A 22,129-nucleotide genomic window follows, 5' to 3' on the forward strand; every position below is an offset into this window, starting at 1 on the left:
TCGACGTGATGTTGTGAAGTTTCCTTTGAGGACTAAGGTTCGCGCGCCCCGTGCCGTTATCTTCCATGGACAGCCCTCGTGCCTCGAATGCTGATCCGTTTTCTTGCCTGCTCGCGTTCCGCGTGAGCAGGCTTTTTTCGTTTATCGTCGCCCTTTACCGCATGAATGGCGGAATGGGACAGGGACTTGGCGTGAAACGACAGCGCGCAACAGTCTTACATGGGTGTAATGTATCGGCTTCCTCGTGCCCTCATGCTTTGCAGGGCCGTTCGATCCCGACGACCAATGACGGTGTCGGGATTTTTTTTGCCTGCATCTCGTTGCGCTGGCAACGAGTTCACGAACCGGCCTGCGGCACGAACCGATCGAACGCGACACACCGGCGGCTGTCGATCGCGGTCCACGCGATCACGCTGATGATGCTCGCGATCGCACATCCGGTCATGCCAAAGAGACGTCGCGTTATTTGATTTCCCCAACGTTCATCTTCCGTCGTCCCGGGGCAGGCCGACACGGTATCGTTCGAGCGCAGCGACGTCGAGGGTTGCATGCCGTAACGCGCGGTATATTTTGCGGCGAGACGTCCCGATCAAGAGAACCAGCAGAAGGAGTGACCATCGATGCCGGAAACCCGGGCCACGCTGCGTGCCGCGACGGCGCAAGACGCAAACCACATCGCTCGCCTGCACACGCTGAGCTGGCAAACCGCATACAGCCACATCCTGCCGGCGGCCTACTTGACCGACGAGGTGCCGACGGAACACGCGATCCGGTGGCGGCAATATCTCGATCGCGATGAAAAAGAGCGAGGCTTCGTACTGATCGCCGAAGCGGGCGGCGAGCCCGTGGGCTTCGTCAGTGCCGAGCGCCCCGTCGATCCGGCGCTTGGCGTCCTGCTCGACTGCCTGCACGTCCATCCTTCGCATCACGGAAGCGGCACGGGCAAGCACATGATCGAAGCCGTCCGCGCTTGGGCGCGAACGCTCGGCGTGGACAAGGTCCACCTGAAGGTGCTGGAGGGCAACGAACGTGCGATCGGTTTCTATGAGCACAACGGCTGGCGATTGGCGGGTATCGAAACGAGCTGCATCGGCCAGACGGAAGTGACCGACCGGATCTACGCGATACAGGCGTAGCGGCCTGGCGATAGCCGGGCGAGCGGTGCAGGACGTGCGGCCATCGCCGTGCGAAAGCCGAACGTACTTGACCGTTACGCGCCGCAGTACCGCATGAGCAGATCGGCTTCCGTCTCGTGTATCTCGACGGGAAGGGTCGTCGCGCCCGCATAGGCAAGATAACGCGCACGATGCTGGCCGTTGCGGAACGACGCGACGCCGACCTTCGACAGGCCGGGGATGCCGAGCAGCGTTCTCGTTCGCGCCTCGCGAAACGTGATGTACGGCATGTCCGCAATCCTGTCCTGTTCAGGATCGAGGAATTCGCGAATACCGGCGGCTTTTCCAGGGGCCCAGTACAGGACAGACGGCAATACATAGTCCGTCGTGTCGCGGTCGGCACAGGCCAGCAATTTCGCCAGATCGATCGTCACGACCCGGTGTCGCGTATCGTCGGACGAGAATACCCGCTTGAGGTGCGTATAGGCATAGGGGGCGTGCCCGGGAAGCTGGATAATCCAGACTTCTACGCCATTCTGCTGTGCGTGGGCGAGTGCCATTGTTTCCTCTGGTGCTGCAAGCGGTCGTCTTGACTGAAGTTTAGCAGTGCGATTGCGGCGGCGAAGCAGGGCAATACCCGGAATAGGAAAACAGAACGGCTCGCAGCGGAACCCGAACCGTGAGTGAATGCGCAGAGAGGAATGGTGGGTAAATCGAGGGCGGTCGTGTGCCGGCGATCGATATCGACAGGTCGCGAGAGTATCGCGATACTGCCGGCTGGAATGACGCGCCGCGCGAATTTCATCGAAGGTTCAATAGTGTTGCGAAACCCGGCGCGCGCGGATCATCATAAGAGCAGCGAGGGCAGAATGCCCGGAGAAAACCATGTCGTCAAAGCTTGAGATCCAATACCTCGATTACTGTTTCACCGCGACGCTCGAAATCAGGGAGTCGGGTCGGACAGGCGTTGTCGATTGGCAGCTCGAATCCGCTTCGCGGAGCAAGACGCTTGCGTGGATCGTGTTCGACCGCTTTCTCGAGCGGCATGATTTCGTCGATGAAGAGGATGCGCGTGCCAATATCGTCGACTGGCTGGAACGGCTGGCCGATCCGAGATCCGGCGCGTCGGTCGATATGGCGAAGGCGAACGCGGTGGCTGCCGGGGTGGTGGCGACCGACGCATCGACCGCATCGACTGCATCGACTGCATCGACTGCGGAAGTCATCGGCGAAACCGTTATTGACGTCGCCAGCGATCTCGACTGGATCGAGATGGTCGCGGAATGGCTTTTCAACTGAGCGACATGATGTCGAATTTCGGTTCTTTATGACGCAGGTCAATGTGTTCGCGAAACCAGGTTTTCGCACAAGTCGACGCGGAAAAATATCGCTAGAATCGCATCACTCGAAAAAATTAGAATAATCCTGCTTTGACAATAACGGCGACTTTCCAGAAACTGGGCCCGGGCCTGACGTTATTCGCTTGAATTAAAACAAAATAGAACTCCAGACATGCAAGGAAGAACGCTGCTGACGGCGGGCGAAAGCATTGCTGCCGGCCCCGCGAGCTGCGCGGCCATGCTGTTCGAAGATGGCAGATACGAAGAGGCAGCCGACCGATTTTCGGTCAGTGAGGACGGCAGGAAATTCGTCGCACCTGGAAAGAAATGTCACGACATCTTCGATTTGCCCAGGCATCTCGGCGTGGTACTGGCATTGCCCTATCGGAAATCGATCAACGCGTCGCGATATGAGTTCGTCGCGCAGGGTGGCAAGGTTCTGGGCCAGTCGTGGCTTCAACGCCGTCTTGGCAACGTGACCGACGGGGGCTGTGAGCGCGCGCTGGATGAGGGCTTCATGAAGTACGGAAGCAGCGATCGGGAGAGGGAGGGCGCGTCGACCCGTTCGCGCTATCTGGCCGGCGGCTTTGCGCAAGGCAAGACGTGGTCGTCGTTTGCGCATTCGTACAAGATCCGGGTCGCCGACCGCATCACGACGGCGGGTAAGGCCGTGCGCGTGCTCGCGACGCCCGTCACGCTCGCGGTCGACGCGTGATGATGATCGGGACAGTGGTACGGCCGCGCGTCATCGTGGTGGTGCTTGCGCCGACCGCTGGCCTCGCATTCGGACCGTGACGCGATCCGCTCGGCAAACGGGCAACAGTTGCAGCGGCATTGGCACCAAATGGTGAGTTGCCGCACAGATCGTTGCGCGGCCGGCGCTCACAATTTGGCCGGTTGACCGTTCTTCCCCGGCCCGGTCAACCGTTTCCCCGCTCGCTCGCGCAGGAGCGGGGGCTTTTTGCCCGTCCGACGCCGGAAGGCTGCGTCGGCGGAACCGGACAGGCGTTCGGCGGGCGGCGTGATCGTATCGGTTGCGCGCCTCGGCATCCGTTCGCCTGATCCGCACGAATCGCTTTCCTCGTGCCTGGGCGAACCCTCAGGCCCATCGCCGGTTTCGGCCGGTGATGCCTTGGTCCCGGCGGCACGCAACAATGCCGCCGGGATATTTTTTGCGCCGGATCCGTTGCATCACGTCGGGCGCAGCGAGCCGGTCAGCCCGCTCCGCCAGCCTGTTCGACGCTGGTTTCCCATCCGTCGTATTCCCCGCCGAGCGCACGCACTTCGCGATTGATCGCGATCGTATGGCGCGTAATGTCGGCCAGTGCCATGGTGCCTTCGTGCGAAAACCGGACGGCCGACTTGCCGTCTTCGGTGGGCGCAACCGATTCGACCGGATAGCCTTTCGATTCGGCCCAGTCCGCAAACTGATGCGCGTCGCTCGGGTCGGGGAAGTACGCCCAGTGCATCACGCGGCGGCTTACGTCGCTGACGTCGCCTTTCTTCCGCAATTCGTCCAGGACGCGCATGTCGCGCATGATCAGCCAGTCGTCGTCGGTCGGGTAGAGCGTCTGCCAGTACGCTTCCTTGTCCGGATCGCCCTGATGCGCGTACTGCAGCGCGTAGGTCGTCTGATCGGCCAGTGCGTCGACGATCTCCGCCGCTGCCTCTTCGTCGAACGGCACGTAGAAAAGGAAATCCCGGTGGCCGTCGACGGTGATGCGGCCAACCTGCACGCCACCTTTCGCGGTGATCGTGGCGTCGAGCAGATCCTCGATCTTCGCGAGGTCGGCGAATTCGTCGCCGGTCGGCAGGCCTTCCGGCGTCGGATGCGCAAAGGGGACGCGCACGCTGAGCAGCGACGTGCGCGGATCGCCTTCCGCGATTTCCGCGAAGTTGTGGTTGAAGCTGATGAAGGCCTGATGGTCGCCCATTCTGGCAGGGAAGGTTCCCCAGGCGTCGGTCATGTGTTTCTCCCGTGCACGATTGTCTGTTGACGGTGGTAAAGCGTCCCAATGTATCATCGAAAATCGCGTTGGCCGGAGAAGCGCACATGTTCGCGAGTCGGGGCATCCTGGTGCCGGTCGAAGACGATCGCTTCAGGGCGGTGGTGGATGTCTACCGTTCGGCGCTCGCGCTGCCGGTGCATTCCGAAGGCGTGTCGGCTGCGGGGAATCCGTGGCATCGCTTTGTGGTGGACGGGGCGACGCTGACCGTTCATACGGGCAGCGGTGGCCGGTTTCCGTACCCGGAGTTTCGACCGACCGGCCATGGCATTGCGCTGGCGATCGAAGTGGCGCATGTCTCCGAAGCCGTCGCGCGGCTTGAATCGTGTCGCGTCCGTATCCTGAACGAATGGGATTACGGCGACGGCACGGTCGCGATTTCCGTGGCGGATCCGGCGGGAAACGTCTGCGAGATCTGGGGCCGTCCGTGACCGCGTGTCGGTACGGCGGGCTGCAAAAAATTCGAAGGAGATGCCGATGTCGATGTCGATGTTTGCGGTGAATGGAGTGCGAATCGATCCGCTCAGCGCGCGCGTAACGCACGTGCGCTGGGCGGCCGTGAATCCGGCCGACCGGTCGTGGGCGGCGACGCCCAGCGAGGCGCCGGTGGCGGACGTGGCGCTGGCGCTCGCGTCAGGCAACGATGTCCGCGCAATCTTCTCGGCATCGGACGACACCGCGATCGGGCCCAGGCTCAAACGCGTACTGTATCGCGATGCATCGGAAGGCATCGAGCTCGACATCGATGCAACGAGCGAGTCGCGCACGTTGCGCGATCTGCCGCAAATCTGACCGGCGCGGCTTGCGCCGGCGATGGCAGTTGCCGTTGCAGGGCACGCGGCACCTGGCCGAGCGGCTGCTCGCACGACGTCGACCGCGAGGAGTAGTATTGGCGGATGACCGTCATGCTGCGTTGACGGTTGCGTCGAACGGCTTGACGGGCTACGCGATCTCCAGCGCACCGTTACCGGAAGCGCATATCGCGTACGCGTACGAGACCATGTCCAGATCGCCCATTGCCCCGTTGGCATCCGCACTGTGTCTGGCGCTGTCGGCTTGCCAGACTGCTCCCGAGCGTCCTCCGCTGCCGTCGCCCGACACCGCGTCGGCGGCTGCAGCCGTTCCGGCATCGTCGCCGGCCGCGCCGATCCGCGGCATCGGCCTGGCGCCTCACCTTGCCGGGCAGAGTCACTGGGCCACCGGTCAATGCACGACCAACGGCACCGTCAAGGTGTGCAACTGAACATGATCGATGCCGACGGCACGTGGCCCGTTCCGCGTGGACGAATGCGCGTTGCCGTGCGTCAATGCGTACCGTCCTCGATCGCGACCATTTCCCGTCGACACGCTGCCCGTCTCGACGCGTCGACAGGGTGTCCGCCCTCGATGATCCGGTTGCCGTCGATGTGAGCGATCGCGCGATGAACGACGAAAGCGAAAGCACCGATTCCGGCTGGCACGTCGATCCCGACGCGGGAACCGTCGTCGGGCAGTTGCCGGTGACGCTGGCGGTCGACGGCCGGAGCCTGAAGAGAAGGGCGATTGCGTGCGCGGTGCTGGCCGCGGCGAGCCTGTGCGGTTATGCGGCCGCGCCGGCGCTCTGGCCGGTGGCGGCGCTGGCCGTGTTGCTGGCGCTGGCGAGTGCTGCCTTCTTCGTGTCGTCGCGGCGCAGGATGGCGCTGCATATCGACGAGACGGGCTTCAGGCTGGTCGGGGCCGTACGCGAACAACCCGTCACGCGATGGCGTGATGTCACCGAATTCCGGATCATCAGCGTCGCCGGAAATCGTTACATCGGCTACCAGTTCTCGGCACATTCATCGCGCACCAAGGTGCCGGGTGGCGTGATGCTGCCGATCGCCCGGTTTGCCGATCTGCCGCTCGACGCGGTGGCGGGGTTGCTGGAGGCTTGCCGCCGGCAGTTCGGCGTGCCGGACAACAAGGCCGACCGAACGGGCCGATGACGCTCGATGCGGGGAACCCGCACCCCGATACTCAAAAAAATGTCGGTCGCCGTGTCGATTTCCACCGGGTTCGTCCGTCGTAGCATCGGAGGCGTGCGCATCGCGCGTCCGTCCCGATTCCGATACGACAACCGACCGAAGGAGCGACACCCATGTCCACGTCCGTCAAACCGATCCCGGAAGGGATGCGCACACTGACGCCGCACTTGATCTGCGCCGGCGCAACAGCAGCCATCGACTTCTACAAGCGCGCGTTCAATGCGAGCGAACAGTTTCGCCTGGCGATGCCCGATGGCCGGCTCGCGCACGCGTGCCTCGTGATTGGCGATTCGACACTGATGCTGGTGGATGAAATGCCCGAGCACGGCGCGCTCGGGCCGAAGGCGCTGAAAGGCACGCCGGTCTGCCTGCACCTGTACGTGGCGGACACCGACGCAGCGATCGCGAAGGCGGTTGCGGCCGGCGCGACGGTCACGATTCCGGCTGCCGACATGTTCTGGGGCGATCGCTACGGGCAGGTCGAGGATCCGTTCGGGCATCGCTGGTCGCTTGCGACGCACCAGCGCGACCTGACACCCGAGCAGATCGCCGAGGCCATGGCCAGCGCGCCGCCGTGCGGAAGCTGACGCCGCCACGCAACCGCAGTTGAACGGCAGGGCGGCGGCATGCGCCCGCACCCGGCCGGCCCGCGCTCAGGCGCCGGCCGCCTTGCCGCGCTGCTTGTCCTCGTACATCCGTTGATCGGCCGATGCGAGCAGGTCGGCCACGTCGCGATGGTGCTCGGGATCGTAGTCGACGTGCCCGACGCTGAACCGGATGTCGTAACCGCGTGCGTCGACCGCGTTGCGCAGTGCGAGCGCCTGGGTCACGCGTTCGACCGGCTCGGCAACGTCGGCCGGATCGGTGGCGCTCAGCAGCACGACGAACTCGTCGCCGCCAAGCCGGGCGATCACGTCGCTGTCGCGCAACGCGCCCGTCAGCGTATCGGCGAACGTCTTGAGCGCGTGGTCGCCTTCGGCATGGCCGAAGCGGTCGTTGATCGACTTGAAATCGTTGAGGTCGAAGAACAGCAGCGCGGCGTGACGGTCGAGGCGATCGCACAGGCTCAGCACGTGGCGGGCCAGGATCTCGAAGCCGCGCCGGTTCGTCAGTTGCGTGAGTTCGTCGGTGGTCGCGAAATGCAGCGCGGCGATCTCGCGCTCGGTCATGTGGGCGAGATCGCCGAGCAGCGCGAGTTCGTCGGGTTCGAGCGAGCGCGGCCGCGTGTCGATCAGGCACAGCGTGCCGATGGGCGCACCGTTCGGCGCCGTAAGCGGCCGGCCGGCGTAGAAGCGGATGCCGGGCGCGCCGGTGACGAGCGGGTTGTCGTGGAAGCGATTGTCGTTCAGCGCATCCTGGATCACCATCGTATTGCCTTCGAGCAATGCATGTGAGCAGAACGATACGTCGCGCGACGTTTGCGTGACGTCGAGCCCGGCATGGCTCTTGAACCACTGGCGATCGTCGTCGACGAGGCTGACGAGTGCGATCGGTACGTCGAACAGCCTGCGTGCAAGACGCGTCAGGCGATCGAAGCGCTCTTCGGGCGGGGTATCGAGGATCGAGAGCGAATGAAGCGTATCGAGCCGGGCCGCCTCGTCGGCCGGTTTCGGTGCGATTTGCATGGGCCTTGTCTTTTGTCCCGGCTGCGAGGCCGGTCATGGGATCGTATCCCGGACAGTATCGCGCATTGTCCGGCACATCGCCACGTTGCAAAGCCGGCGACGGGCGGTTTCGGTGCGGCACGGATCGATGCAGATGCGGTGAGAAGCGTGCGCCATGGGCCGCGTTCCACCCTGATGTGCGATCGGATGCGCGACGCCTCAAGGTGCCCGGCGCAGTGCCGTAAACAGGGCGAGTCCAATCGTTCATCGCTTCCCATTGCACCATGGTTCGAATTCTGTACGCAGGCTATCTCGCGTTTGCGCTGTATCTTCTTTATCCGATGGTTCAGAACACGCTGACATTCAGCGTGGGGTGTGTGAGCAGCGCGTTGCCGGGCGGTGCCGGTGGCGCGGCAACCTCATCGGCAAGCGGCGCGAGCGGACAGGCGAATCGCTGTGCGCCGACGACGCAGGCCGGTGCCTCGACCGGACGGATGCCCGAAATCCATTGAGTGCGGCGGCGCGCTGGCCATTCGGCTGAATTGATCTTCGCGCGATGCTCGCCGATCATCTGCAACACGGCGGATCGAGCACGGGGCGAGCGCCGCGCGGCGTGCGTCAGTAGCTGGAGCGGTACGGCGTACCCTGGTCGAAGCGGCTTTGCCAGTGCGTGAGATAGCGCGACGCGAGTTGCGGGTTGTTCCACACCACGACGACATTCTCGGAATTGCGGCTGGCCGCCGACGCGCTGTAGTTGAACGAGCCTGTTTCGACGTGCTCGGCGTCGATCACGAGGTACTTGTCGTGATGGATCGCATAGGCGTCGATCGTGCGCGTCGGGATCCCTGCGTTGACGAGCAGGTTCAACGCCTGCTTGCTGCTCTTTGCGCGATTGCCCTTGTCGTCGACGACCACCGCGACATTCACGCCGCGTCGCTTGGCGGCGAGCAGCGCGCGCGTGACGGGCGGCGACGTGAACGAATAGGCGGCAACGCGGATCGAGCTGCGTGCAGCGCCGATCGCCTTGAGCACGAGCGCTTCGGCACCGCCGTCGGGCGAAAACGCCGATTCGACGACCTGTGTCGCGGGTGCTTCGTGGGTGGGGGCCGGCAGCCATCGCGACACGAAGTCGATCGCCTGCTGCAGCAGCGATTCACTTTGCGTCTTGCCGAAGGCGGCGAACGGTGTGGCGAGGAGGGAAGCGGCGAGACAGGCAGCGGCGAGGCGATTGCGCGACAACATCTTGGACAGCGAACAATTTCGAGACAGCGGGCCGTGAGTGTAACGCAGACGGGGCGGCCCGGTCACGTGTGGATGAGACGGGATGACTCATCGCGATGACCGGTGACGGTCGTGGTGACGACGCAAAGTTGCGTTGTGCGGGATTCGCGTGCGTGATCGGTTTGATCGGCGGATGTAGTCGAAAGCAGCGCGCGATTGCGCGTACGGTGGTGGCGGAATAGCGGTGTGCAAGCCATGCGCGAATGCAGCCGAGGGGCGGGGTCGATGCGACCCGCGACAGCAGCGCGAGCGCGACTAACGATCCGTGTGCGTCACGCGTGCGTTCATGTCTGCACGACGCCGCTTCAATCCTCGGCCGCAGGCGCGCCGGCTGCGATCCACCCGGGGCCACGTTCCGGCTGCACGTCGCGTGCGTCGAGCGGCTCGCCGCACACCGAGCATACGGTAACCGCATGCATCAGATGGCCGCAGGTACGGTGGCGCAACTGCACCGGCGGCCCCTGGCCGTCGTCTTTCCAGCGATCTCCCCACGCTGTCAGCGCCAGCAGGGTCGGGTAGAGATCGAGGCCCTTGTCCGTCAGCCGGTATTCGAAACGCGGCGGGCGGTCCTGATACGCGCGCTTGACCAGCACGCCTTCGTCAACGAGCCGCGCGAGCCGCTCGGCCAGCACATGGCGTGTGACGCCAAGCTGGGTCTGGAACGCGTCGAAGCGGCGGCAGCCGAGGAACGCGTTGCGGAGGATCAGCATGGTCCAGCGGTCGCCGAGCACGGCGAGCGTACGCGCGACCGAACAGTTCAGCGTGCCGATGTCATCCCATTTCATCGTCGAGTCTCTTGCATCTCTTGCGGCAGTTCAGCGAAATAGCGGGTTCGATTATAGAACCCGTCTTCGATTGCAACGGGCCCGGCCACGTTGACAACGGCCGTCATCGTTGTCAATAATGAGTTCCAATTTGGAACTTACTCGCGCGGCGACGCGCTTTCAACCCGGAGACAACCCGATGAACCCGCTTTCCCTGTCTGGTCTCGATCTGCTGCGCGCAGCGGTATCGGGCGATGCGCCGCTCGCGTCGATTTCCGAGACGATCCCGATGCGTCCGGTCGACGTGGAGCTCGGCTATGTGAAGTTTTCGGCACGGGCGGACGGCCGGCACCTGAATCCGCTCGGCGGCGTGCACGGCGGGTTCGCCGCGACGGTGCTCGACTCGGTCACCGGGTGCGCGGTGCATTCGATGCTCGATGCGGGCGTCGGCTACGGCACGGTCGACCTGCACGTGAAGATGCTGCGGCCCGTGCCGCGCGATGTCGAGCTGGTGGCGGAAGGGCGCGTGATTCACCTGTCGCGTTCGCTGGGCGTCGCGGAGGGCACGCTGAAGACGGCGGACGACAAGATCGTCGCGCATGCGTCGGCGACCTGCTTCATCCAGCGGCCGCAGTAACGCCGGGCGGCAGCGCCATCGTCCGGGCCGGCGCGTGAACCGCCACGCCGGCGCCGCAGGCCGCCTGTAAGCGGACGCGGCGCCTGTCTGAAGCGGTTGCTTCAATGTGATAGCGTTCCTGCTTTCCACCGACGCGACAGGACCAGCATGGAATACCGCACACTTGGCGATTCGGGCATCGAGGTCAGTCTGATCGGCCTCGGCACGATGACGTGGGGCGAGCAGAATTCGGAGCGCGATGCGCACGAGCAGATCGACTACGCGATCGGGCAGGGCGTGACGCTGATCGATGCCGCGGAGATGTATCCGGTGCCGCCGAAGCCCGACACGCAGGGGCGCACCGAGCAGTACATCGGCACGTGGCTTGCGCAGCATCGTGCGCAACGCGAGCGCATCGTGCTCGCGACGAAAATCGCGGGGCCGGCGCGGCAACCGCACAATCCGCGCCATATTCGCGGCGAAGGCAACCAGTTCGACCGCAAGAACCTGACCGAAGCGCTCGACGGCAGCCTCAAGCGCCTGCAGACCGACTACGTCGATCTCTACCAGCTGCACTGGCCCGATCGCAGTACGACGACGTTCGGCCGTCCGGCCTATCCGTGGGTCGACGACGCCTATACGGTGCCGATCGAGGAAACGCTCGGCGTGCTCGCGGAATTCGTGAAGGCCGGCAAGGTGCGCGCGATCGGCGTGTCGAACGAAACGCCGTGGGGCGTCGCGCAGTTCCTGCGCGCGGCCGAGAAGCTCGGGCTGCCGCGCATCGCGAGCATCCAGAATCCGTACAGCCTGCTGAACCGCACGTTCGAGAACGGGCTGTCGGAATTCGCGCATCGTGACGGCGTCGGCCTGCTCGCGTATTCGCCGCTCGCGTTCGGCTGGCTGTCCGGCAAGTACGAGAACGGCGCGCGTCCGGCTGGCGCGCGCATCACGCTGTTCGAGCGCTTCCAGCGCTACAGCAAGCCGCAGGCCGTCGAGGCGACGTCGCGCTATGTCGCGCTCGCGCGGCGTCACGGGCTGTCGCCCGCGCAGCTCGCGCTGGCGTTCGTCAACAGCCGGCCGTTCACGCGCAGCAACCTGGTCGGGGCGACGTCGCTCGAACAGTTGAAGGAGAACATCGGCAGCGTCGACGTGAAGCTGTCCGACGAGATCTTTGCCGAGATCGACGCGCTGCACGAACTGCAGCCGAACCCGGCACCTTGACCCGAGCCAGGCGGCGCACGGCCCGCGCGGCAGCGATGCCGCGACGGGCCGCAACGGCGGCAGCATTGCTGCGCCGTCGTTTCGTCCGTTATCGCATCTTGAGCCGTGTGCGCGCGACGAACAGCGCGGCGAGGCTCAGCAGCGCGCAGCCCATCAGATAGAGCGCCGGCGACAGCCGGTTGCCGGTCGCGCTGATCAGCCAGGTGATCACGAACGGCGCGAAGCCGCCGAACAGCGTGACGCCGGTGTTGTAGCTGACCGCGAGCCCCGTTGCGCGCGTCTGCGACGGGAACAGCTCGGCCATCAGCGCCGGCAGCGCGCCGCAGTACATCGCCTTCAGCGCACCGATCCAGACCAGGGCGGCGAGCATCGTCGCGAACGATGCGTGGCGCGTGAGCCACGCGAACGTCGGGTACACGGTGACGAGCATCAGGACCGCCGCGACCGCCATCATGCGGATCCGCCCGGTGCGATCGGACAGATGGCCGACGACCGGCGTGACGAGCGTGAGCACGAAGCCGGTCGCGAGCGTGGCCGCGAAGCCCGTCGACGCAGGCAGCCCGAGCTGCTTGATCGCGTAAGTCGGCATGTACAGGATCATGTAGTTGATCGCGGTCGAGATCACGAGCGCGCCGATCGACAGCAGCACCCGCAGCTTTTGTTCCGCGAACAGCTCGCGCACGGGCGCTTCCGAGCGCACCTGCGTCTTGAACTCGACGCCTTCGTCGACGTAGCGGCGGATGTACAGCCCGACCGGGCCGATCGCGAGCCCGAACAGGAACGGCACGCGCCAGCCCCAGCTTTCGAGTTGCGCGGTCGTCAGCGTGGACGTCAACAGCGCACCGAAGCCCGATGCGAGCAGCGTCGCGAGGCCCTGGCTCGCGAACTGCCAGCTCGACATGAAACCGCGCCGCTGCGGTGCGTGCTCGACGAGGAACGCGGTCGAGCTCGCGAATTCGCCGCCCGCGGAAAAGCCCTGCATCAGCCGCGACAACATGATCCCGAGCGGCGCGAGTATGCCGATCGATGCGTAGGTCGGCATCAGCGCGATCAGCAGCGTGCCGGCCATCATCATCGCGATCGACAGCAGCAGCGATGCCTTGCGGCCCGCGCGATCCGCGTATGCACCGAGTATGAAGCCGCCGACCGGCCGGATCAGGTAGGACAGCCCGAACGTGCCGAGCGTGAGCATCAACGACGTCGCTTCGCTCGTGGCGGGGAAGAACAGCTTGGCGATCGTCACCGCGAAGAAGCCGTAGACGATCAGGTCGAACCATTCGAGTGCGTTGCCGATCGACGCCGCGAAGATGATGCGCCGGATCTTCGCGGCGCTGGGGCGGGCGGCTTCCTGCGAGGTCAGGGTGGTCGTATTCATCGTGTATGCAGGTCCCGTGAAAGGGGCGAAGCGCGTTACAGGGCGGCGCCGGCCGCGGCGGGCGCCGCGCGGCGAACGGTCGGTGCGTCGTCGCCGAGATCCCAGAAGAGGCCGGCCATCATCTGCAGCCCCTCGCTGACGACGCTCACGAGCAGGTGCTCGTCGGGCGCGTGCTGCGAGCACGCCGGGTACGAGTGCGGCACCCACAGCGTCGGCAGCCCGAGCGTGTCGGCGAACACTTCGTTCGGCAGCGTGCCGCCGAGATTCGGCAGGATCGCGGGCTTCTTGCCGGTGGTCCGCGCCAGCGATGCGACGGCCCAGCGGACCCACGGATCGTCCGGTGGCACGCGCGTCGCCGGTGCGCCGCGCTCGACGTCGATCTCGATGTCGGTGAAGCCGTGCGCATCGAGGTGCGTGCGCAGATGCGTGGGCAGCGCTTCCCAGTCGGTACCGACGACGAAGCGCAACTGGCAGTGCGCATACGCGGCGGGCGGGATCGCATTGACGGGGTGCTCGGGGTTGCCGGCCTTGAACGCGAGGATCTCGAACGTGTTCCAGCCGAACACGCGCTCGGGCGCGGTGAGGCCGGGCTCGCCCCAGTCGGCGTCGAGCGCCGGATCGCCGGGGCCGCCGCCGACGGAGAGATCGGCGAGCGCATCGCGCACGGCGGCCGGGATCGGCGGCGGACGCAGCCCCGCGACGCGAATCGCGCCGCGCGCGTCGACGAGGCTCGCGAGCGCATGCGCGAGCACGATCGCCGGATTGCGCAGCAGCCCGCCCCAGTTGCCGGAGTGATGCGCGCCGTCGCGGGCGCGCAGGCTCAGCTTGAAATTGACCGAGCCGCGCGAGCCGAGGAAGACCGTGGGGCGCGCGGCGGCGATGCGCGGGCCGTCGGATGCGATCAGCACGTCGGCTGCAAGCGCGTCGCGCTCCTGGCGGCACAGCGCGTCGAGGCCCGGCGAACCCGTTTCCTCGCCCATCTCGATCAGCAGCTTCGCGTTGAAGCCGAGCCGGCCGCCGCGCGCGTCGAGCACGCTCGCCAGCGCGGCCAGGTTGATCGTGTGCTGGCCCTTGTTGTCGGCGCTGCCGCGGCCGTACCAGCGGTCGCCGTCGGCCGTCAGCGTCCACGGCGACAGCGGCGCGCGCCACTGCGCGTCGTAGCCGCGCACGACGTCGCCGTGGCCGTAGATCAGCACGGTCGGCAGCGCGTCGTCTTCGCGGCGCGAGGCGAGCAGGAACGGGCCACCGCCGTCGACGGGATTGTCGACGATCCGCGACGTGAAGCCGAGGCCTGCGGCCTCGGGGGCGATCTCGTCGGTCAGGTAGGCGCGCAGCGCGGCTTCGTTGCCGCTTTCCTGGCTTTCGGTACGCAGGCCGACGCGGCGGCTCAGGGTCGTGAAGAACGCACCGGATTCGAACTGGTTCAGCGCGTGCTGGATGGCGGCGGTACGGCTCAAGTCGTGTCTCCTCTGTCGGGTTCGCCGCATGCGCCGGATCGGGCGTGCAGCGTGAAGTGCGATCGATTCTAGAAAGCCGTTTTTTTTGTCACAATGATCGAATTTCGAACCTTTCTTTGCCGAAAAGGCAAAGCAGCGCGGCCAGCGGCCGGGCGGAGACAGAACGATGGCGGCTTTCCTGCATGGCCTGGCGTTGCGGTATTTCGTCGAAGTGGCGCGCACCGGCTCGATCAGCGACGCGTCCGCGCGGCTGCACGTGGCCGTATCGGCGATCAGCCGCCAGATCGCGAAACTCGAGAGCGAGCTCGGCGCACCGCTGTTCGAGCGGAGGCCGCGCGGGATGGCGCTGTCGGAGGCCGGCGAGCGGCTGATGGCGTTCGCGCAGCGCAGCCTGCTGGAGGCCGAGCACGTGATGAAGGACATCGGCGGGCTCGACGCGCTGCACGGCAGCCTGCTGAAGATTGCGTGCTCGGAAGGGTTCGCGATCGACTTCCTGCCGGGCACGCTCGCCAGCTTCAAGGCACGCCATCCGGGTGTCGATTTTTCCGTGTGGGTGGTGTCACCGGCGGATGCGACGCGGCGCGTGCGCGACGGCGATGTGGACATCGCATTGAGCTTCAGCCTCGCGCCGGAGAAGGGCGTGCGCGTCGACCATACCGAGCGCGCGCCGATTTTCGCGCTGGTGCGGCACGACCATCCGCTCGCGACGCGGGAAGCGGTGTCGCTCGCCGATGTCGCGCGTCACCCGCACGTGCTGCCCGAGGCCGGCACGACGGTGCGCCAGCTCATCGACATCGCGTGCGCGCTCGACGGGCTGCTGCTCGAGCCCGAACTGACGAGCAACAACACGGCGGCGATGTACGGCTACGCGCGGCGCACGGGCGCGGTGATGTTCACGGGGCTGCTGTCGGTGCGCGACCGCTGTGCCGCGGACGGCTTCGTCGTCGTACCGGTGACGAACCCGCAACTGCGCGAGCGCAGCATCCAGGTACAGACGATGGCGGGGCGCGATCTGCCCGCGTCGGTTCGCGCGTTCCGCGACCATCTGATCGACGCGATGCAGGCCGCATCGACACCGCCGGCTGCCGCACGCGGCCCGAGACGCCGGCCCGTGAGATAATCGTCAATCCGCCTTCCGTGCCCATGCGGCTCATCGAGCCGCATTGCCCCTGTCCGACGCCAAATTGAAGAACCTGATTGTCACCCTCGATCGCGCCGGCGAGTTCGACGAGATCATCGACGTGCGCACGCCGCTCGAGTTCGCCGAGGATCATATTCCCGGCGCGCTGAACGCGCCCGTGCTCAGCAACGAGGAACGCGTGCTCGTCGGTACGATGTACCGCCAGGTGTCGCCCTACGAGGCGACGCGGGTCGGCGCGGCCATCGTCGCGCGCAACATCGCGCGCCAACTCGACACGACGTTCGCCGACCGTCCGCGCAACTGGCGGCCGCTGATCTACTGCTGGCGCGGCGGCAAGCGCTCGGGCTCGATGACGACCTGGTTCAACCTGATCGGCTGGAAGGCGCGCCAGCTCGACGGCGGCTACAAGGCGTACCGCCAGTCGGTGTGCGCGACGCTCGATTCGCTGCCGACGCGCTTTCGCTACATCGCGCTCGTCGGCCATACGGGCTGCGGCAAGACGCGCCTGCTGAACGCACTGGGCGACGTGGGCGCGCAGACGCTGGATCTCGAGGCACTTGCGTGCCATCGCGGGTCGCTGCTCGGCGCGCTGCCGGGCAAGCCGCAGCCGGCGCAGAAGGGATTCGATTCGGGGCTCGTCGAAACGCTCGGGCGTTTCGACCCCGAATGGCCGGTGTTCGTCGAATCGGAAAGCCGCAGGATCGGGCTCGTGCAGTTGCCGATCGCGTTGATCGAAGCGTTTCACGCAGGGCCGTGGGTGCATGTCGACGCGGCGCACGACGAGCGCATTGCGTTCCTCCTCGACGATTACGCGCACCTGTTCAACGACCCGGACGCGTTCAAGGCGCAGCTCCATCGGCTGATCGGCCTGCACAGCCGCGAACAGGTGACGCACTGGAAGGCGCTGATCGATGCGGACGCACGGGCCGAACTGTTCACCGAGCTGATCGACAAGCATTACGATCCCGCCTATGCACGCACTTATCGCGCAACGTACAACAAGCCGAACCGGGCGCTAACGTTCACGTTCCGGCCCAATGCCGCCGACGGGCGCGATCAGGCGCGTGTGCTGCTGGCCGAACTCGCGCAAGCCGGGTTGCCCGCATCGGCCGCGCTCGCCGCAGGCGCGACCTCCGCAATCGACCAAGACCAATCGACGACCACACGATGACGACCACACGCACCCAATCCAGTCCGGCCCTCGGCTGGATGACCTTCCTGCTGATCGCGGTCGCGGGCCTGTTCTATGTGAAATGGTTCCCGTACTACAACAAGGCGTTCGTTGCCGCCGAGCATCATTCGATCGGCCAGTCGATCCTGATGGGCACGTCGGCGGCCGCGCCCGAGCCGTCGCTGAAGGCCGCGCTCGACTACGCGTGGGCGTACGGCAAGGCGATCTGGCAGGCGATGGTGCTGGGCCTGCTGCTCGGTTCGGCCGTGCAGGCGCTGCTGCCCGCGCACTGGGTCGCGCGCGTGCTCGGTCGCACCGGCTTCGGCAGCGTTGCCGCGGGCGGCCTGCTGTCGTTGCCCGGCATGATGTGCACGTGCTGCGCGGCGCCGGTCGTCGCGGGGCTGCGTGCGCGTCATGCATCGCCGGGCGGCGCGGTCGCGTTCTGGCTCGGCAACACGGTGCTGAACCCGGCGGCGCTGGTCTTCATGGGCTTCGTGCTCGGCTGGCAGTGGAGTGCGCTGCGCCTCGTGCTCGGCATCGCGATGGTGTTCGGGATCGGCTATCTGCTGAACCGCATCGCACGTCCTGAAGACCGCAGCATCGACGATGCACAGCTCGCCGCGCTGGCGGCCGAGCAGGCCGCGGCCGGCAATCCGTTCGTTCGCTGGGTGAAGCTGCTTGCGCGCATGGCCGTGCGGCTCGTGCCTGAATATATCGTGCTCGTGCTGCTGCTCGGCGCCGCGCGCGCATGGTTGTTCCCGCATATCGGCCCGGACATCAGCAATCATCTCGGCTGGATCGTCGCCTTCGCGGTCGCGGGCATGCTGTTCGTGATCCCGACGGCCGGCGAGGTGCCGATCATCCAGGCGATGCTGTCGCTCGGCATGGGCGTTGGCCCGGCCGCCGCGCTGCTGATGACGCTGCCGCCGATCAGCGTGCCGTCGCTCGCGATGCTCGCGCGTTCGTTCAAGCCTTACATGCTGGCCATCGTCGCGATCCTCGTCGTCGTGTTCGGGATCGCGAGCGGCCTGCTCGCGGTCGCGCTCGGGTTCTGACGCGCGCAAGCGGCGCGCCAAACGGGCGCAATCGTCGTATTTATCCGGCGCCGCCGTTTCACGCGTGCGGCGCCATTTACAAGAAGCAAACAGGAAAACGCATGACCCAACCGAAGATCCATCCTCGACTCGAAAAGGCGCTGACGCGCGGCGATCTCGCGATCCGCCAGGCCAATTCCGCGCGGGCGACTGCCGTGCTGAACGCACTCGGCACGATGATCATCGAGGCCTCCGCAACGATCGGCGTCGACGCCAGCATCGACATTCCTCAGGGCGACCGCATTTACGATCCGGTCAACGGCCTGTGGCCGCAGAAGATGCTGGTGTCGTTCGACGGCCCGGTGGACGAAGCCGAAAAGGACGAGCTGCGCTCGGTCTATCTGGTTGCCGACGATCCGGGCACGCAGTTTCGCGTCGAATGGCATCGCGCGGACGGCAAGCTCGGCCGCCAGGAAGGTGGCCCGCTCGCGACCGTCGCGTTCCTGACCGACGTCGAGATCCCGTGGAGCGACGACGACGAGTAAGGTCGTCGCATCAAGCCGGCGCCTGTGCGCCGGCCGTCAGCGCATCATCCGCCGCCGGAACAGCCACGCGGACAGCAGGAAGCCGCCGACCGCGTAGCCGGCCAGCACCGCGACATGCAACGCGACATCGGTCGCCGGCCGGCCGAGCATCGCGGGCCGGATCAATTCGACCGCGTTCGCGAGCGGCAGCGCCTGCGCCGCGTGTTGCGCGACCGGTGGCAACTGCGTGGTCGGGAAGAATACGCCCGACAGCAGCAGCATCGGCGTCAGGACGAGCGTCTGATAAAACATGAAGAAATCGTAGGACGGCGCGAGCGCCGTGACGATCATCGCGATGCTCGCAAACGCGAGGCCCGCGAGTGCGATCACGGGCAGCGCCGCGAGCATCGACGGAAACTGCGCATAGCCGAGCGCACCCGCGACGAGCATGATCGCGGCCCCCGACAGCATCGCCTTGCTGGCTCCCCAGACAATTTCCCCGAGCACGATGTCGCCGAGCGCGAGCGGCGTATGCATGATCGCTTCCCACGTGCGCTGCACGTGCATCCGCGAGAATCCCGAGTACATCGATTCGAAGCTCGCGGACATCATCACGCTCGACCCGACCGTGCCGGCCGCGAGGAACGCGATATACGACACGCCGTCGACATGGCCGAGCATCAGCCCGAGCCCGAACCCCAACCCGAACAGATAGATCATCGGATCGGCAAGGTTGCCGAACATCGACGCGAGCGCAAGCTTGCGCCAGACGAGATAGTTGCGCCGCCAGACGGCGATCCAGTTGGTCGCGTTCGCGGGCATTGCGATCGCGAAGCGTGACACGCGCGCTGGTGCCGACGGTGCGGCGGTGGAATAGTTGCGGACGTCCATGATCGATCAGTCCTGCATTTCGCGGCCCGTGAGCCGCAGGAACACATCTTCAAGATTGGCCGGGCGATGCAGATAGCGCAACCCCGTGCGACCCTTGAGTCGCGCACTGAGCGGTTCCGGGTCGCTTACGTAGCAGAACAGCGTTTCGCCGCTGATCTCGGTGTGCTTCGCGAACGCCGCCAACTCGTCGCGCAGCGTGGCCGGATCGGGCCCGTAGATCTCGATCACGTCGCAGCCGATCTCCGATTCGATCAGCGCATGCGGTGCGCCTTCGGCAATCTTGCGGCCTTCCTCGATCACGCACAGGCGGTCGCACAGGCGTTCGGCTTCTTCCATGAAGTGCGTGGTGATCAGGATCGTCTTGCCGCGTGCGAGCAGTGAGCGCAGCCGCTCCCACATGAGGTGCCGGGCCTGCGGGTCGAGCCCGGTCGTCGGCTCGTCGAGCACCAGCACATCGGGATCGTTGACGAGTGCGCGGGCGAGCGTCAGGCGGCGCTTCATGCCGCCCGACAGCTCGCCGACCTTCGCATCGGCCTTGTTCTCGAGCTTCGCGAATTCGAGCAGCGGCTTCACGAGCGCGCGCGCAGCCTGCGCCGACATGCCGAAATAGCGGCTGAAGACGAGCAGGTTCTCGCGCACGGTGAAGTCGGGGTCGAGATTGTCGAACTGCGGAACGACCCCGACGCGCTGGCGCGCATGCCGCGCACGCGATGGAACCGGTTCGCCGCAGAGCGAAATGGTGCCTGCATCGGGATGCGTGAGGCCGAGCAGCATTTTCAGCGTGGTGGTTTTGCCGGCGCCATTCGGCCCGAGCAGGCCGTAGCATTCGCCGGCCTGTACAGTGAAGGACAGGCCGTTGACGACGAGCTTGTCGCCATAGTGCTTTTCGACGTTCCGGAAATCGATCGGTGCAACGGACATGGGCATGTTGTCGTTGTAAGCGGGCGCGGAAGCGTTCCGCAGCCGGATGCGTGGCCGGTTGGCGAACCGATCGGACGATTGCGTGTCACACGGGCATGACCGAAGCGCACGACGCCGGCGCCTGATGGCCCGCTGGAGTACGAACGAGCCATTCTAGTGCATCGGCTGCGTCTCTTCAGTGCATGCCGGCACGGTGCGATGCATGCCGCACCGATCGTGCACCGCATCATCGCGCACGCGCCGAGCGGGGCGAATCAGCGTTTTCCATCCCTTGCGTCCTGAATTGCGGCGCACCATGATGAATGCGTAGGCTCGTTGTTGCGATAGGGAGGTTTCATGGCTAGCTACAACAAGATTCTGCTGTGTTACGACGGTACGCTCGAGGGACGCAAGGCACTGCGCTGCGGCGCCAATCTCGCGATGGATCTGAAAGCCGAGACGCATTTGCTGTCGGTCGTCGACATGCGCTCGAGCATTGCACAGAGCGCGGGTTTGCTGACCGACGTCGCGTGCGGCCGGTTCGAGGAAACCGCGCGTGAAATCCTGCAGGAAGGGGTGAACTGGCTGCGCGAGCGCGGCGTGCAGGCCGAAGGCCATTTCGCGTTCGGCTATCCGATCGACGAAATCGCGAATCTCGCGACGGAGCTGCAGGCCGACCTCGTCGTCGTCGGCCATCGGTGCCGCAGCGGGCTGTCGAGATGGTGGATGGGCTCGGGCAATACGCAACTGCTCGATCGCGTGAACTGCAGCATTCTGGTTGCGTGTTCGTCGGCTCAGGAGCAGAAGGCCGAAATCGCGCGCGAGCGTGAAGCGGCCACGGCGAACGGCAAATGATCCAATGATTCGATGGCTACCTGACCGGCGAATCGCGCCGGTCAGGCGTCGCCGCATTCGTGGCGCGGGCGCTGCGCGGCCTGTCAGACCTCGTCAAGCGTGCAGGTCGATCGCGGACAACTTCCACGAGAACAGGCCGAAGCGGTGGAATATCGCCGCATAGCGTGTGCCGTCGGCACTGCGCTGGTAGGTCACGACAAATTCATCGATATTCCGGTATCCGGCGCTGGTTTGCTGCTGGTGCGGCGCATGCGTTGCATCGACCGGGCTGGCCGGTACGACAGCCGCCGGAGGCGGCGATGACGCAGCCGTCGCGGCCGCGTTGCTACTCGGCGTGGCTGCGCTCGCCGGCGCCGGATTGGCAGCTGGTGCGGCTGGCGTGTTGCCCGGCGCATGACTCCCTGGCGGCAGATTCGACCATTCAGGCGGACGCTCGCCCGGATTGCCACGCGGTGGCAATCCGCTCATCAGCGCGGCCACCCCCTCCGGGGTCGCGTACGCATCGACCAGCGGGCCGATCAGTGCAGACCCGATCAGCGCACCGATCACCGCGAACGGATTGTTCTTCTTCACCGCGTCGATCCGGCGCATCAGCTCTTCCGTGACCTGCTGCTTCAGGCTGACGCGCAGCGACGGAAAATCGACATATTCACTGATGGCTTGCGCGTCGCGCGCATCGATCGCCGATTTCAGGCGACCGAGCGTGACGTACGGCGACGCGTACGCATAGCCGATCGCCGCAATGACGGCGACGGCCAGCACGACAATCAACAGGGGCTTGAACCGCCATGCGCGGCCCGAAGATCCGGTCACGTTGCCTCCGGTGCGGGG

General features: G+C 65.7%; 27 protein-coding genes. 17 read left to right on the forward strand and 10 right to left on the reverse strand.

What is annotated here, in order from left to right; genetic code table 11:
- Positions 1 to 65 precede the first annotated feature (65 nt).
- Both BDI24065_RS04220 and BDI24065_RS04225 read left to right on the forward strand, forming a co-directional pair.
- A complete protein-coding gene (locus BDI24065_RS04220; RefSeq protein ID WP_175030128.1) occupies positions 66 to 470 on the forward strand; it encodes a hypothetical protein in 405 nt (134 codons plus the stop codon).
- A 150-nt stretch (positions 471 to 620) separates the two neighbouring features.
- A complete protein-coding gene (locus tag BDI24065_RS04225) occupies positions 621 to 1,136 on the forward strand; it encodes a GNAT family N-acetyltransferase (protein WP_175030129.1) in 516 nt (171 codons plus the stop codon).
- A 74-nt stretch (positions 1,137 to 1,210) separates the two neighbouring features.
- Here BDI24065_RS04225 and BDI24065_RS04230 read toward each other — a convergent pair whose 3' ends face one another.
- The gene (locus tag BDI24065_RS04230; RefSeq protein WP_175030130.1) at positions 1,211 to 1,675 is read right to left on the reverse strand and encodes a plasmid fertility inhibition factor family protein; all 465 of its coding nucleotides are present in this window, start codon (positions 1,673 to 1,675) and stop codon (positions 1,211 to 1,213) included.
- A 460-nt stretch (positions 1,676 to 2,135) separates the two neighbouring features.
- Here BDI24065_RS04230 and BDI24065_RS04235 point away from each other — a divergent pair, with 460 nt between their 5' ends.
- Together BDI24065_RS04235 and BDI24065_RS04240 are read left to right on the forward strand one after the other, a co-directional pair.
- A complete protein-coding gene (locus BDI24065_RS04235) occupies positions 2,136 to 2,414 on the forward strand; it encodes a hypothetical protein (protein ID WP_254609671.1) in 279 nt (92 codons plus the stop codon).
- Between the two features lie 279 nt (positions 2,415 to 2,693).
- On the forward strand, positions 2,694 to 3,170 hold the full coding sequence (locus tag BDI24065_RS04240; RefSeq protein WP_254609672.1) for a hypothetical protein: 477 nt from the start codon (positions 2,694 to 2,696) through the stop codon (positions 3,168 to 3,170).
- A 499-nt stretch (positions 3,171 to 3,669) separates the two neighbouring features.
- On the opposite strand, the gene BDI24065_RS04245 is transcribed toward BDI24065_RS04240, so the two are convergent.
- Positions 3,670 to 4,422, reverse strand: a complete 753-nt coding sequence (locus BDI24065_RS04245; protein ID WP_175030132.1) for a DUF695 domain-containing protein — start codon at positions 4,420 to 4,422, stop codon at positions 3,670 to 3,672.
- A gap of 86 nt (positions 4,423 to 4,508) precedes the next feature.
- On the opposite strand from BDI24065_RS04245, the gene BDI24065_RS04250 reads away from it, so the two are divergent.
- The 5 genes from BDI24065_RS04250 to BDI24065_RS04270 all read left to right on the forward strand — a co-directional run bounded on the left by BDI24065_RS04250 (position 4,509) and on the right by BDI24065_RS04270 (position 7,051).
- Positions 4,509 to 4,892, forward strand: coding sequence for a VOC family protein (locus tag BDI24065_RS04250; protein ID WP_175030133.1), 384 nt, complete (start codon positions 4,509 to 4,511; stop codon positions 4,890 to 4,892).
- A 52-nt stretch (positions 4,893 to 4,944) separates the two neighbouring features.
- Positions 4,945 to 5,253 (forward strand): phosphatidylserine/phosphatidylglycerophosphate/cardiolipin synthase, encoded by a 309-nt coding sequence (locus BDI24065_RS04255; RefSeq protein ID WP_175030238.1) that lies wholly within the window; start codon positions 4,945 to 4,947, stop codon positions 5,251 to 5,253.
- Between the two features lie 208 nt (positions 5,254 to 5,461).
- Positions 5,462 to 5,704, forward strand: coding sequence for a hypothetical protein (locus BDI24065_RS04260; RefSeq protein ID WP_175030239.1), 243 nt, complete (start codon positions 5,462 to 5,464; stop codon positions 5,702 to 5,704).
- Positions 5,705 to 5,882: 178 nt separating this feature from the next.
- On the forward strand, positions 5,883 to 6,425 hold the full coding sequence (locus BDI24065_RS04265; protein ID WP_175030240.1) for an aspartyl-tRNA synthetase: 543 nt from the start codon (positions 5,883 to 5,885) through the stop codon (positions 6,423 to 6,425).
- A 152-nt stretch (positions 6,426 to 6,577) separates the two neighbouring features.
- The gene (locus BDI24065_RS04270) at positions 6,578 to 7,051 is read left to right on the forward strand and encodes a VOC family protein (protein WP_175030134.1); all 474 of its coding nucleotides are present in this window, start codon (positions 6,578 to 6,580) and stop codon (positions 7,049 to 7,051) included.
- A gap of 66 nt (positions 7,052 to 7,117) precedes the next feature.
- Here BDI24065_RS04270 and BDI24065_RS04275 read toward each other — a convergent pair whose 3' ends face one another.
- Positions 7,118 to 8,089 (reverse strand): GGDEF domain-containing protein, encoded by a 972-nt coding sequence (locus tag BDI24065_RS04275; RefSeq protein WP_175030135.1) that lies wholly within the window; start codon positions 8,087 to 8,089, stop codon positions 7,118 to 7,120.
- Between the two features lie 263 nt (positions 8,090 to 8,352).
- On the opposite strand from BDI24065_RS04275, the gene BDI24065_RS40990 reads away from it, so the two are divergent.
- Positions 8,353 to 8,580 carry a hypothetical protein gene (locus tag BDI24065_RS40990; RefSeq protein WP_254609674.1) on the forward strand — a complete coding sequence of 76 codons (228 nt, stop codon included), beginning with the start codon at positions 8,353 to 8,355 and terminating at the stop codon, positions 8,578 to 8,580.
- Positions 8,581 to 8,686: 106 nt separating this feature from the next.
- On the opposite strand, the gene BDI24065_RS04285 is transcribed toward BDI24065_RS40990, so the two are convergent.
- Both BDI24065_RS04285 and BDI24065_RS04290 read right to left on the reverse strand, forming a co-directional pair.
- Entirely contained in the window at positions 8,687 to 9,310 is a 624-nt protein-coding gene (locus BDI24065_RS04285; RefSeq protein ID WP_011351878.1) for a phospholipase D family protein, read from the reverse strand.
- Positions 9,311 to 9,654: 344 nt separating this feature from the next.
- On the reverse strand, positions 9,655 to 10,134 hold the full coding sequence (locus BDI24065_RS04290) for a winged helix-turn-helix transcriptional regulator (RefSeq protein WP_175030137.1): 480 nt from the start codon (positions 10,132 to 10,134) through the stop codon (positions 9,655 to 9,657).
- Positions 10,135 to 10,312: 178 nt separating this feature from the next.
- Here BDI24065_RS04290 and BDI24065_RS04295 point away from each other — a divergent pair, with 178 nt between their 5' ends.
- A complete protein-coding gene (locus BDI24065_RS04295) occupies positions 10,313 to 10,750 on the forward strand; it encodes a PaaI family thioesterase (RefSeq protein WP_175030138.1) in 438 nt (145 codons plus the stop codon).
- A gap of 147 nt (positions 10,751 to 10,897) precedes the next feature.
- Positions 10,898 to 11,950, forward strand: a complete 1,053-nt coding sequence (locus BDI24065_RS04300) for an NADP(H)-dependent aldo-keto reductase (RefSeq protein ID WP_175030139.1) — start codon at positions 10,898 to 10,900, stop codon at positions 11,948 to 11,950.
- A gap of 88 nt (positions 11,951 to 12,038) precedes the next feature.
- On the opposite strand, the gene BDI24065_RS04305 is transcribed toward BDI24065_RS04300, so the two are convergent.
- Together BDI24065_RS04305 and BDI24065_RS04310 are read right to left on the reverse strand one after the other, a co-directional pair.
- Positions 12,039 to 13,325: an MFS transporter gene (locus BDI24065_RS04305; protein ID WP_175030140.1), complete on the reverse strand. Its 1,287-nt coding sequence runs from the start codon at positions 13,323 to 13,325 to the stop codon at positions 12,039 to 12,041.
- A 35-nt stretch (positions 13,326 to 13,360) separates the two neighbouring features.
- Positions 13,361 to 14,782 carry a M20 family metallopeptidase gene (locus BDI24065_RS04310; RefSeq protein ID WP_175030141.1) on the reverse strand — a complete coding sequence of 474 codons (1,422 nt, stop codon included), beginning with the start codon at positions 14,780 to 14,782 and terminating at the stop codon, positions 13,361 to 13,363.
- A 166-nt stretch (positions 14,783 to 14,948) separates the two neighbouring features.
- On the opposite strand from BDI24065_RS04310, the gene BDI24065_RS04315 reads away from it, so the two are divergent.
- The 4 genes from BDI24065_RS04315 to BDI24065_RS04330 all read left to right on the forward strand — a co-directional run bounded on the left by BDI24065_RS04315 (position 14,949) and on the right by BDI24065_RS04330 (position 18,673).
- Entirely contained in the window at positions 14,949 to 15,902 is a 954-nt protein-coding gene (locus BDI24065_RS04315; RefSeq protein WP_175030142.1) for a LysR family transcriptional regulator, read from the forward strand.
- Between the two features lie 64 nt (positions 15,903 to 15,966).
- Complete coding sequence (gene mnmH, locus BDI24065_RS04320; RefSeq protein ID WP_175030143.1) at positions 15,967 to 17,094, forward strand: tRNA 2-selenouridine(34) synthase MnmH; 1,128 nt, start codon at positions 15,967 to 15,969, stop codon at positions 17,092 to 17,094.
- The gene (locus tag BDI24065_RS04325; protein ID WP_175030144.1) at positions 17,091 to 18,149 is read left to right on the forward strand and encodes a permease; all 1,059 of its coding nucleotides are present in this window, start codon (positions 17,091 to 17,093) and stop codon (positions 18,147 to 18,149) included. The genes mnmH and BDI24065_RS04325 overlap by 4 nt, the downstream gene beginning before the upstream one ends.
- A 101-nt stretch (positions 18,150 to 18,250) precedes the next feature.
- Positions 18,251 to 18,673, forward strand: a complete 423-nt coding sequence (locus BDI24065_RS04330; RefSeq protein ID WP_175030145.1) for a hypothetical protein — start codon at positions 18,251 to 18,253, stop codon at positions 18,671 to 18,673.
- Between the two features lie 36 nt (positions 18,674 to 18,709).
- On the opposite strand, the gene BDI24065_RS04335 is transcribed toward BDI24065_RS04330, so the two are convergent.
- Together BDI24065_RS04335 and nodI are read right to left on the reverse strand one after the other, a co-directional pair.
- Positions 18,710 to 19,543, reverse strand: coding sequence for an ABC transporter permease (locus BDI24065_RS04335; protein ID WP_175030146.1), 834 nt, complete (start codon positions 19,541 to 19,543; stop codon positions 18,710 to 18,712).
- Positions 19,544 to 19,549: 6 nt separating this feature from the next.
- Positions 19,550 to 20,464, reverse strand: a complete 915-nt coding sequence (nodI, locus tag BDI24065_RS04340) for a nodulation factor ABC transporter ATP-binding protein NodI (protein ID WP_175030147.1) — start codon at positions 20,462 to 20,464, stop codon at positions 19,550 to 19,552.
- A 336-nt stretch (positions 20,465 to 20,800) separates the two neighbouring features.
- Between nodI and BDI24065_RS04345 the strand changes: the two genes are divergently transcribed.
- Entirely contained in the window at positions 20,801 to 21,298 is a 498-nt protein-coding gene (locus tag BDI24065_RS04345) for a universal stress protein (RefSeq protein ID WP_011351890.1), read from the forward strand.
- Between the two features lie 93 nt (positions 21,299 to 21,391).
- On the opposite strand, the gene BDI24065_RS04350 is transcribed toward BDI24065_RS04345, so the two are convergent.
- Positions 21,392 to 22,111, reverse strand: a complete 720-nt coding sequence (locus tag BDI24065_RS04350; protein ID WP_175030148.1) for a DUF2939 domain-containing protein — start codon at positions 22,109 to 22,111, stop codon at positions 21,392 to 21,394.
- Positions 22,112 to 22,129: the final 18 nt, after the last annotated feature.

Source organism: Burkholderia lata (assembly GCF_902499025.1).
GTDB lineage: Bacteria > Pseudomonadota > Gammaproteobacteria > Burkholderiales > Burkholderiaceae > Burkholderia > Burkholderia lata_C.

What these genes read in the sequence shown, in the direction of transcription:
- BDI24065_RS04325 (WP_175030144.1), top strand. Translation starts at nt 17,091, where the DNA reads ATGACGACCACACGCACCCAATCCAGTCCGGCCCTCGGCTGGATGACC.
- BDI24065_RS04220 (WP_175030128.1), top strand. Translation starts at nt 66, where the DNA reads ATGGACAGCCCTCGTGCCTCGAATGCTGATCCGTTTTCTTGCCTGCTC.
- BDI24065_RS04305 (WP_175030140.1), bottom strand. Translation starts at nt 13,325, where the DNA reads ATGAATACGACCACCCTGACCTCGCAGGAAGCCGCCCGCCCCAGCGCC.
- BDI24065_RS04260 (WP_175030239.1), top strand. Translation starts at nt 5,462, where the DNA reads ATGTCCAGATCGCCCATTGCCCCGTTGGCATCCGCACTGTGTCTGGCG.
- BDI24065_RS04230 (WP_175030130.1), bottom strand. Translation starts at nt 1,675, where the DNA reads ATGGCACTCGCCCACGCACAGCAGAATGGCGTAGAAGTCTGGATTATC.
- BDI24065_RS04265 (WP_175030240.1), top strand. Translation starts at nt 5,883, where the DNA reads ATGAACGACGAAAGCGAAAGCACCGATTCCGGCTGGCACGTCGATCCC.
- BDI24065_RS04285 (WP_011351878.1), bottom strand. Translation starts at nt 9,310, where the DNA reads ATGTTGTCGCGCAATCGCCTCGCCGCTGCCTGTCTCGCCGCTTCCCTC.
- BDI24065_RS04250 (WP_175030133.1), top strand. Translation starts at nt 4,509, where the DNA reads ATGTTCGCGAGTCGGGGCATCCTGGTGCCGGTCGAAGACGATCGCTTC.
- BDI24065_RS04335 (WP_175030146.1), bottom strand. Translation starts at nt 19,543, where the DNA reads ATGGACGTCCGCAACTATTCCACCGCCGCACCGTCGGCACCAGCGCGC.
- BDI24065_RS04275 (WP_175030135.1), bottom strand. Translation starts at nt 8,089, where the DNA reads ATGCAAATCGCACCGAAACCGGCCGACGAGGCGGCCCGGCTCGATACG.
- BDI24065_RS40990 (WP_254609674.1), top strand. Translation starts at nt 8,353, where the DNA reads ATGGTTCGAATTCTGTACGCAGGCTATCTCGCGTTTGCGCTGTATCTT.
- BDI24065_RS04270 (WP_175030134.1), top strand. Translation starts at nt 6,578, where the DNA reads ATGTCCACGTCCGTCAAACCGATCCCGGAAGGGATGCGCACACTGACG.
- BDI24065_RS04300 (WP_175030139.1), top strand. Translation starts at nt 10,898, where the DNA reads ATGGAATACCGCACACTTGGCGATTCGGGCATCGAGGTCAGTCTGATC.
- BDI24065_RS04225 (WP_175030129.1), top strand. Translation starts at nt 621, where the DNA reads ATGCCGGAAACCCGGGCCACGCTGCGTGCCGCGACGGCGCAAGACGCA.
- nodI (WP_175030147.1), bottom strand. Translation starts at nt 20,464, where the DNA reads ATGTCCGTTGCACCGATCGATTTCCGGAACGTCGAAAAGCACTATGGC.
- BDI24065_RS04255 (WP_175030238.1), top strand. Translation starts at nt 4,945, where the DNA reads ATGTCGATGTTTGCGGTGAATGGAGTGCGAATCGATCCGCTCAGCGCG.
- BDI24065_RS04295 (WP_175030138.1), top strand. Translation starts at nt 10,313, where the DNA reads ATGAACCCGCTTTCCCTGTCTGGTCTCGATCTGCTGCGCGCAGCGGTA.
- BDI24065_RS04290 (WP_175030137.1), bottom strand. Translation starts at nt 10,134, where the DNA reads ATGAAATGGGATGACATCGGCACGCTGAACTGTTCGGTCGCGCGTACG.
- BDI24065_RS04330 (WP_175030145.1), top strand. Translation starts at nt 18,251, where the DNA reads ATGACCCAACCGAAGATCCATCCTCGACTCGAAAAGGCGCTGACGCGC.
- BDI24065_RS04240 (WP_254609672.1), top strand. Translation starts at nt 2,694, where the DNA reads ATGCTGTTCGAAGATGGCAGATACGAAGAGGCAGCCGACCGATTTTCG.
- BDI24065_RS04245 (WP_175030132.1), bottom strand. Translation starts at nt 4,422, where the DNA reads ATGACCGACGCCTGGGGAACCTTCCCTGCCAGAATGGGCGACCATCAG.
- BDI24065_RS04315 (WP_175030142.1), top strand. Translation starts at nt 14,949, where the DNA reads ATGGCGGCTTTCCTGCATGGCCTGGCGTTGCGGTATTTCGTCGAAGTG.
- BDI24065_RS04345 (WP_011351890.1), top strand. Translation starts at nt 20,801, where the DNA reads ATGGCTAGCTACAACAAGATTCTGCTGTGTTACGACGGTACGCTCGAG.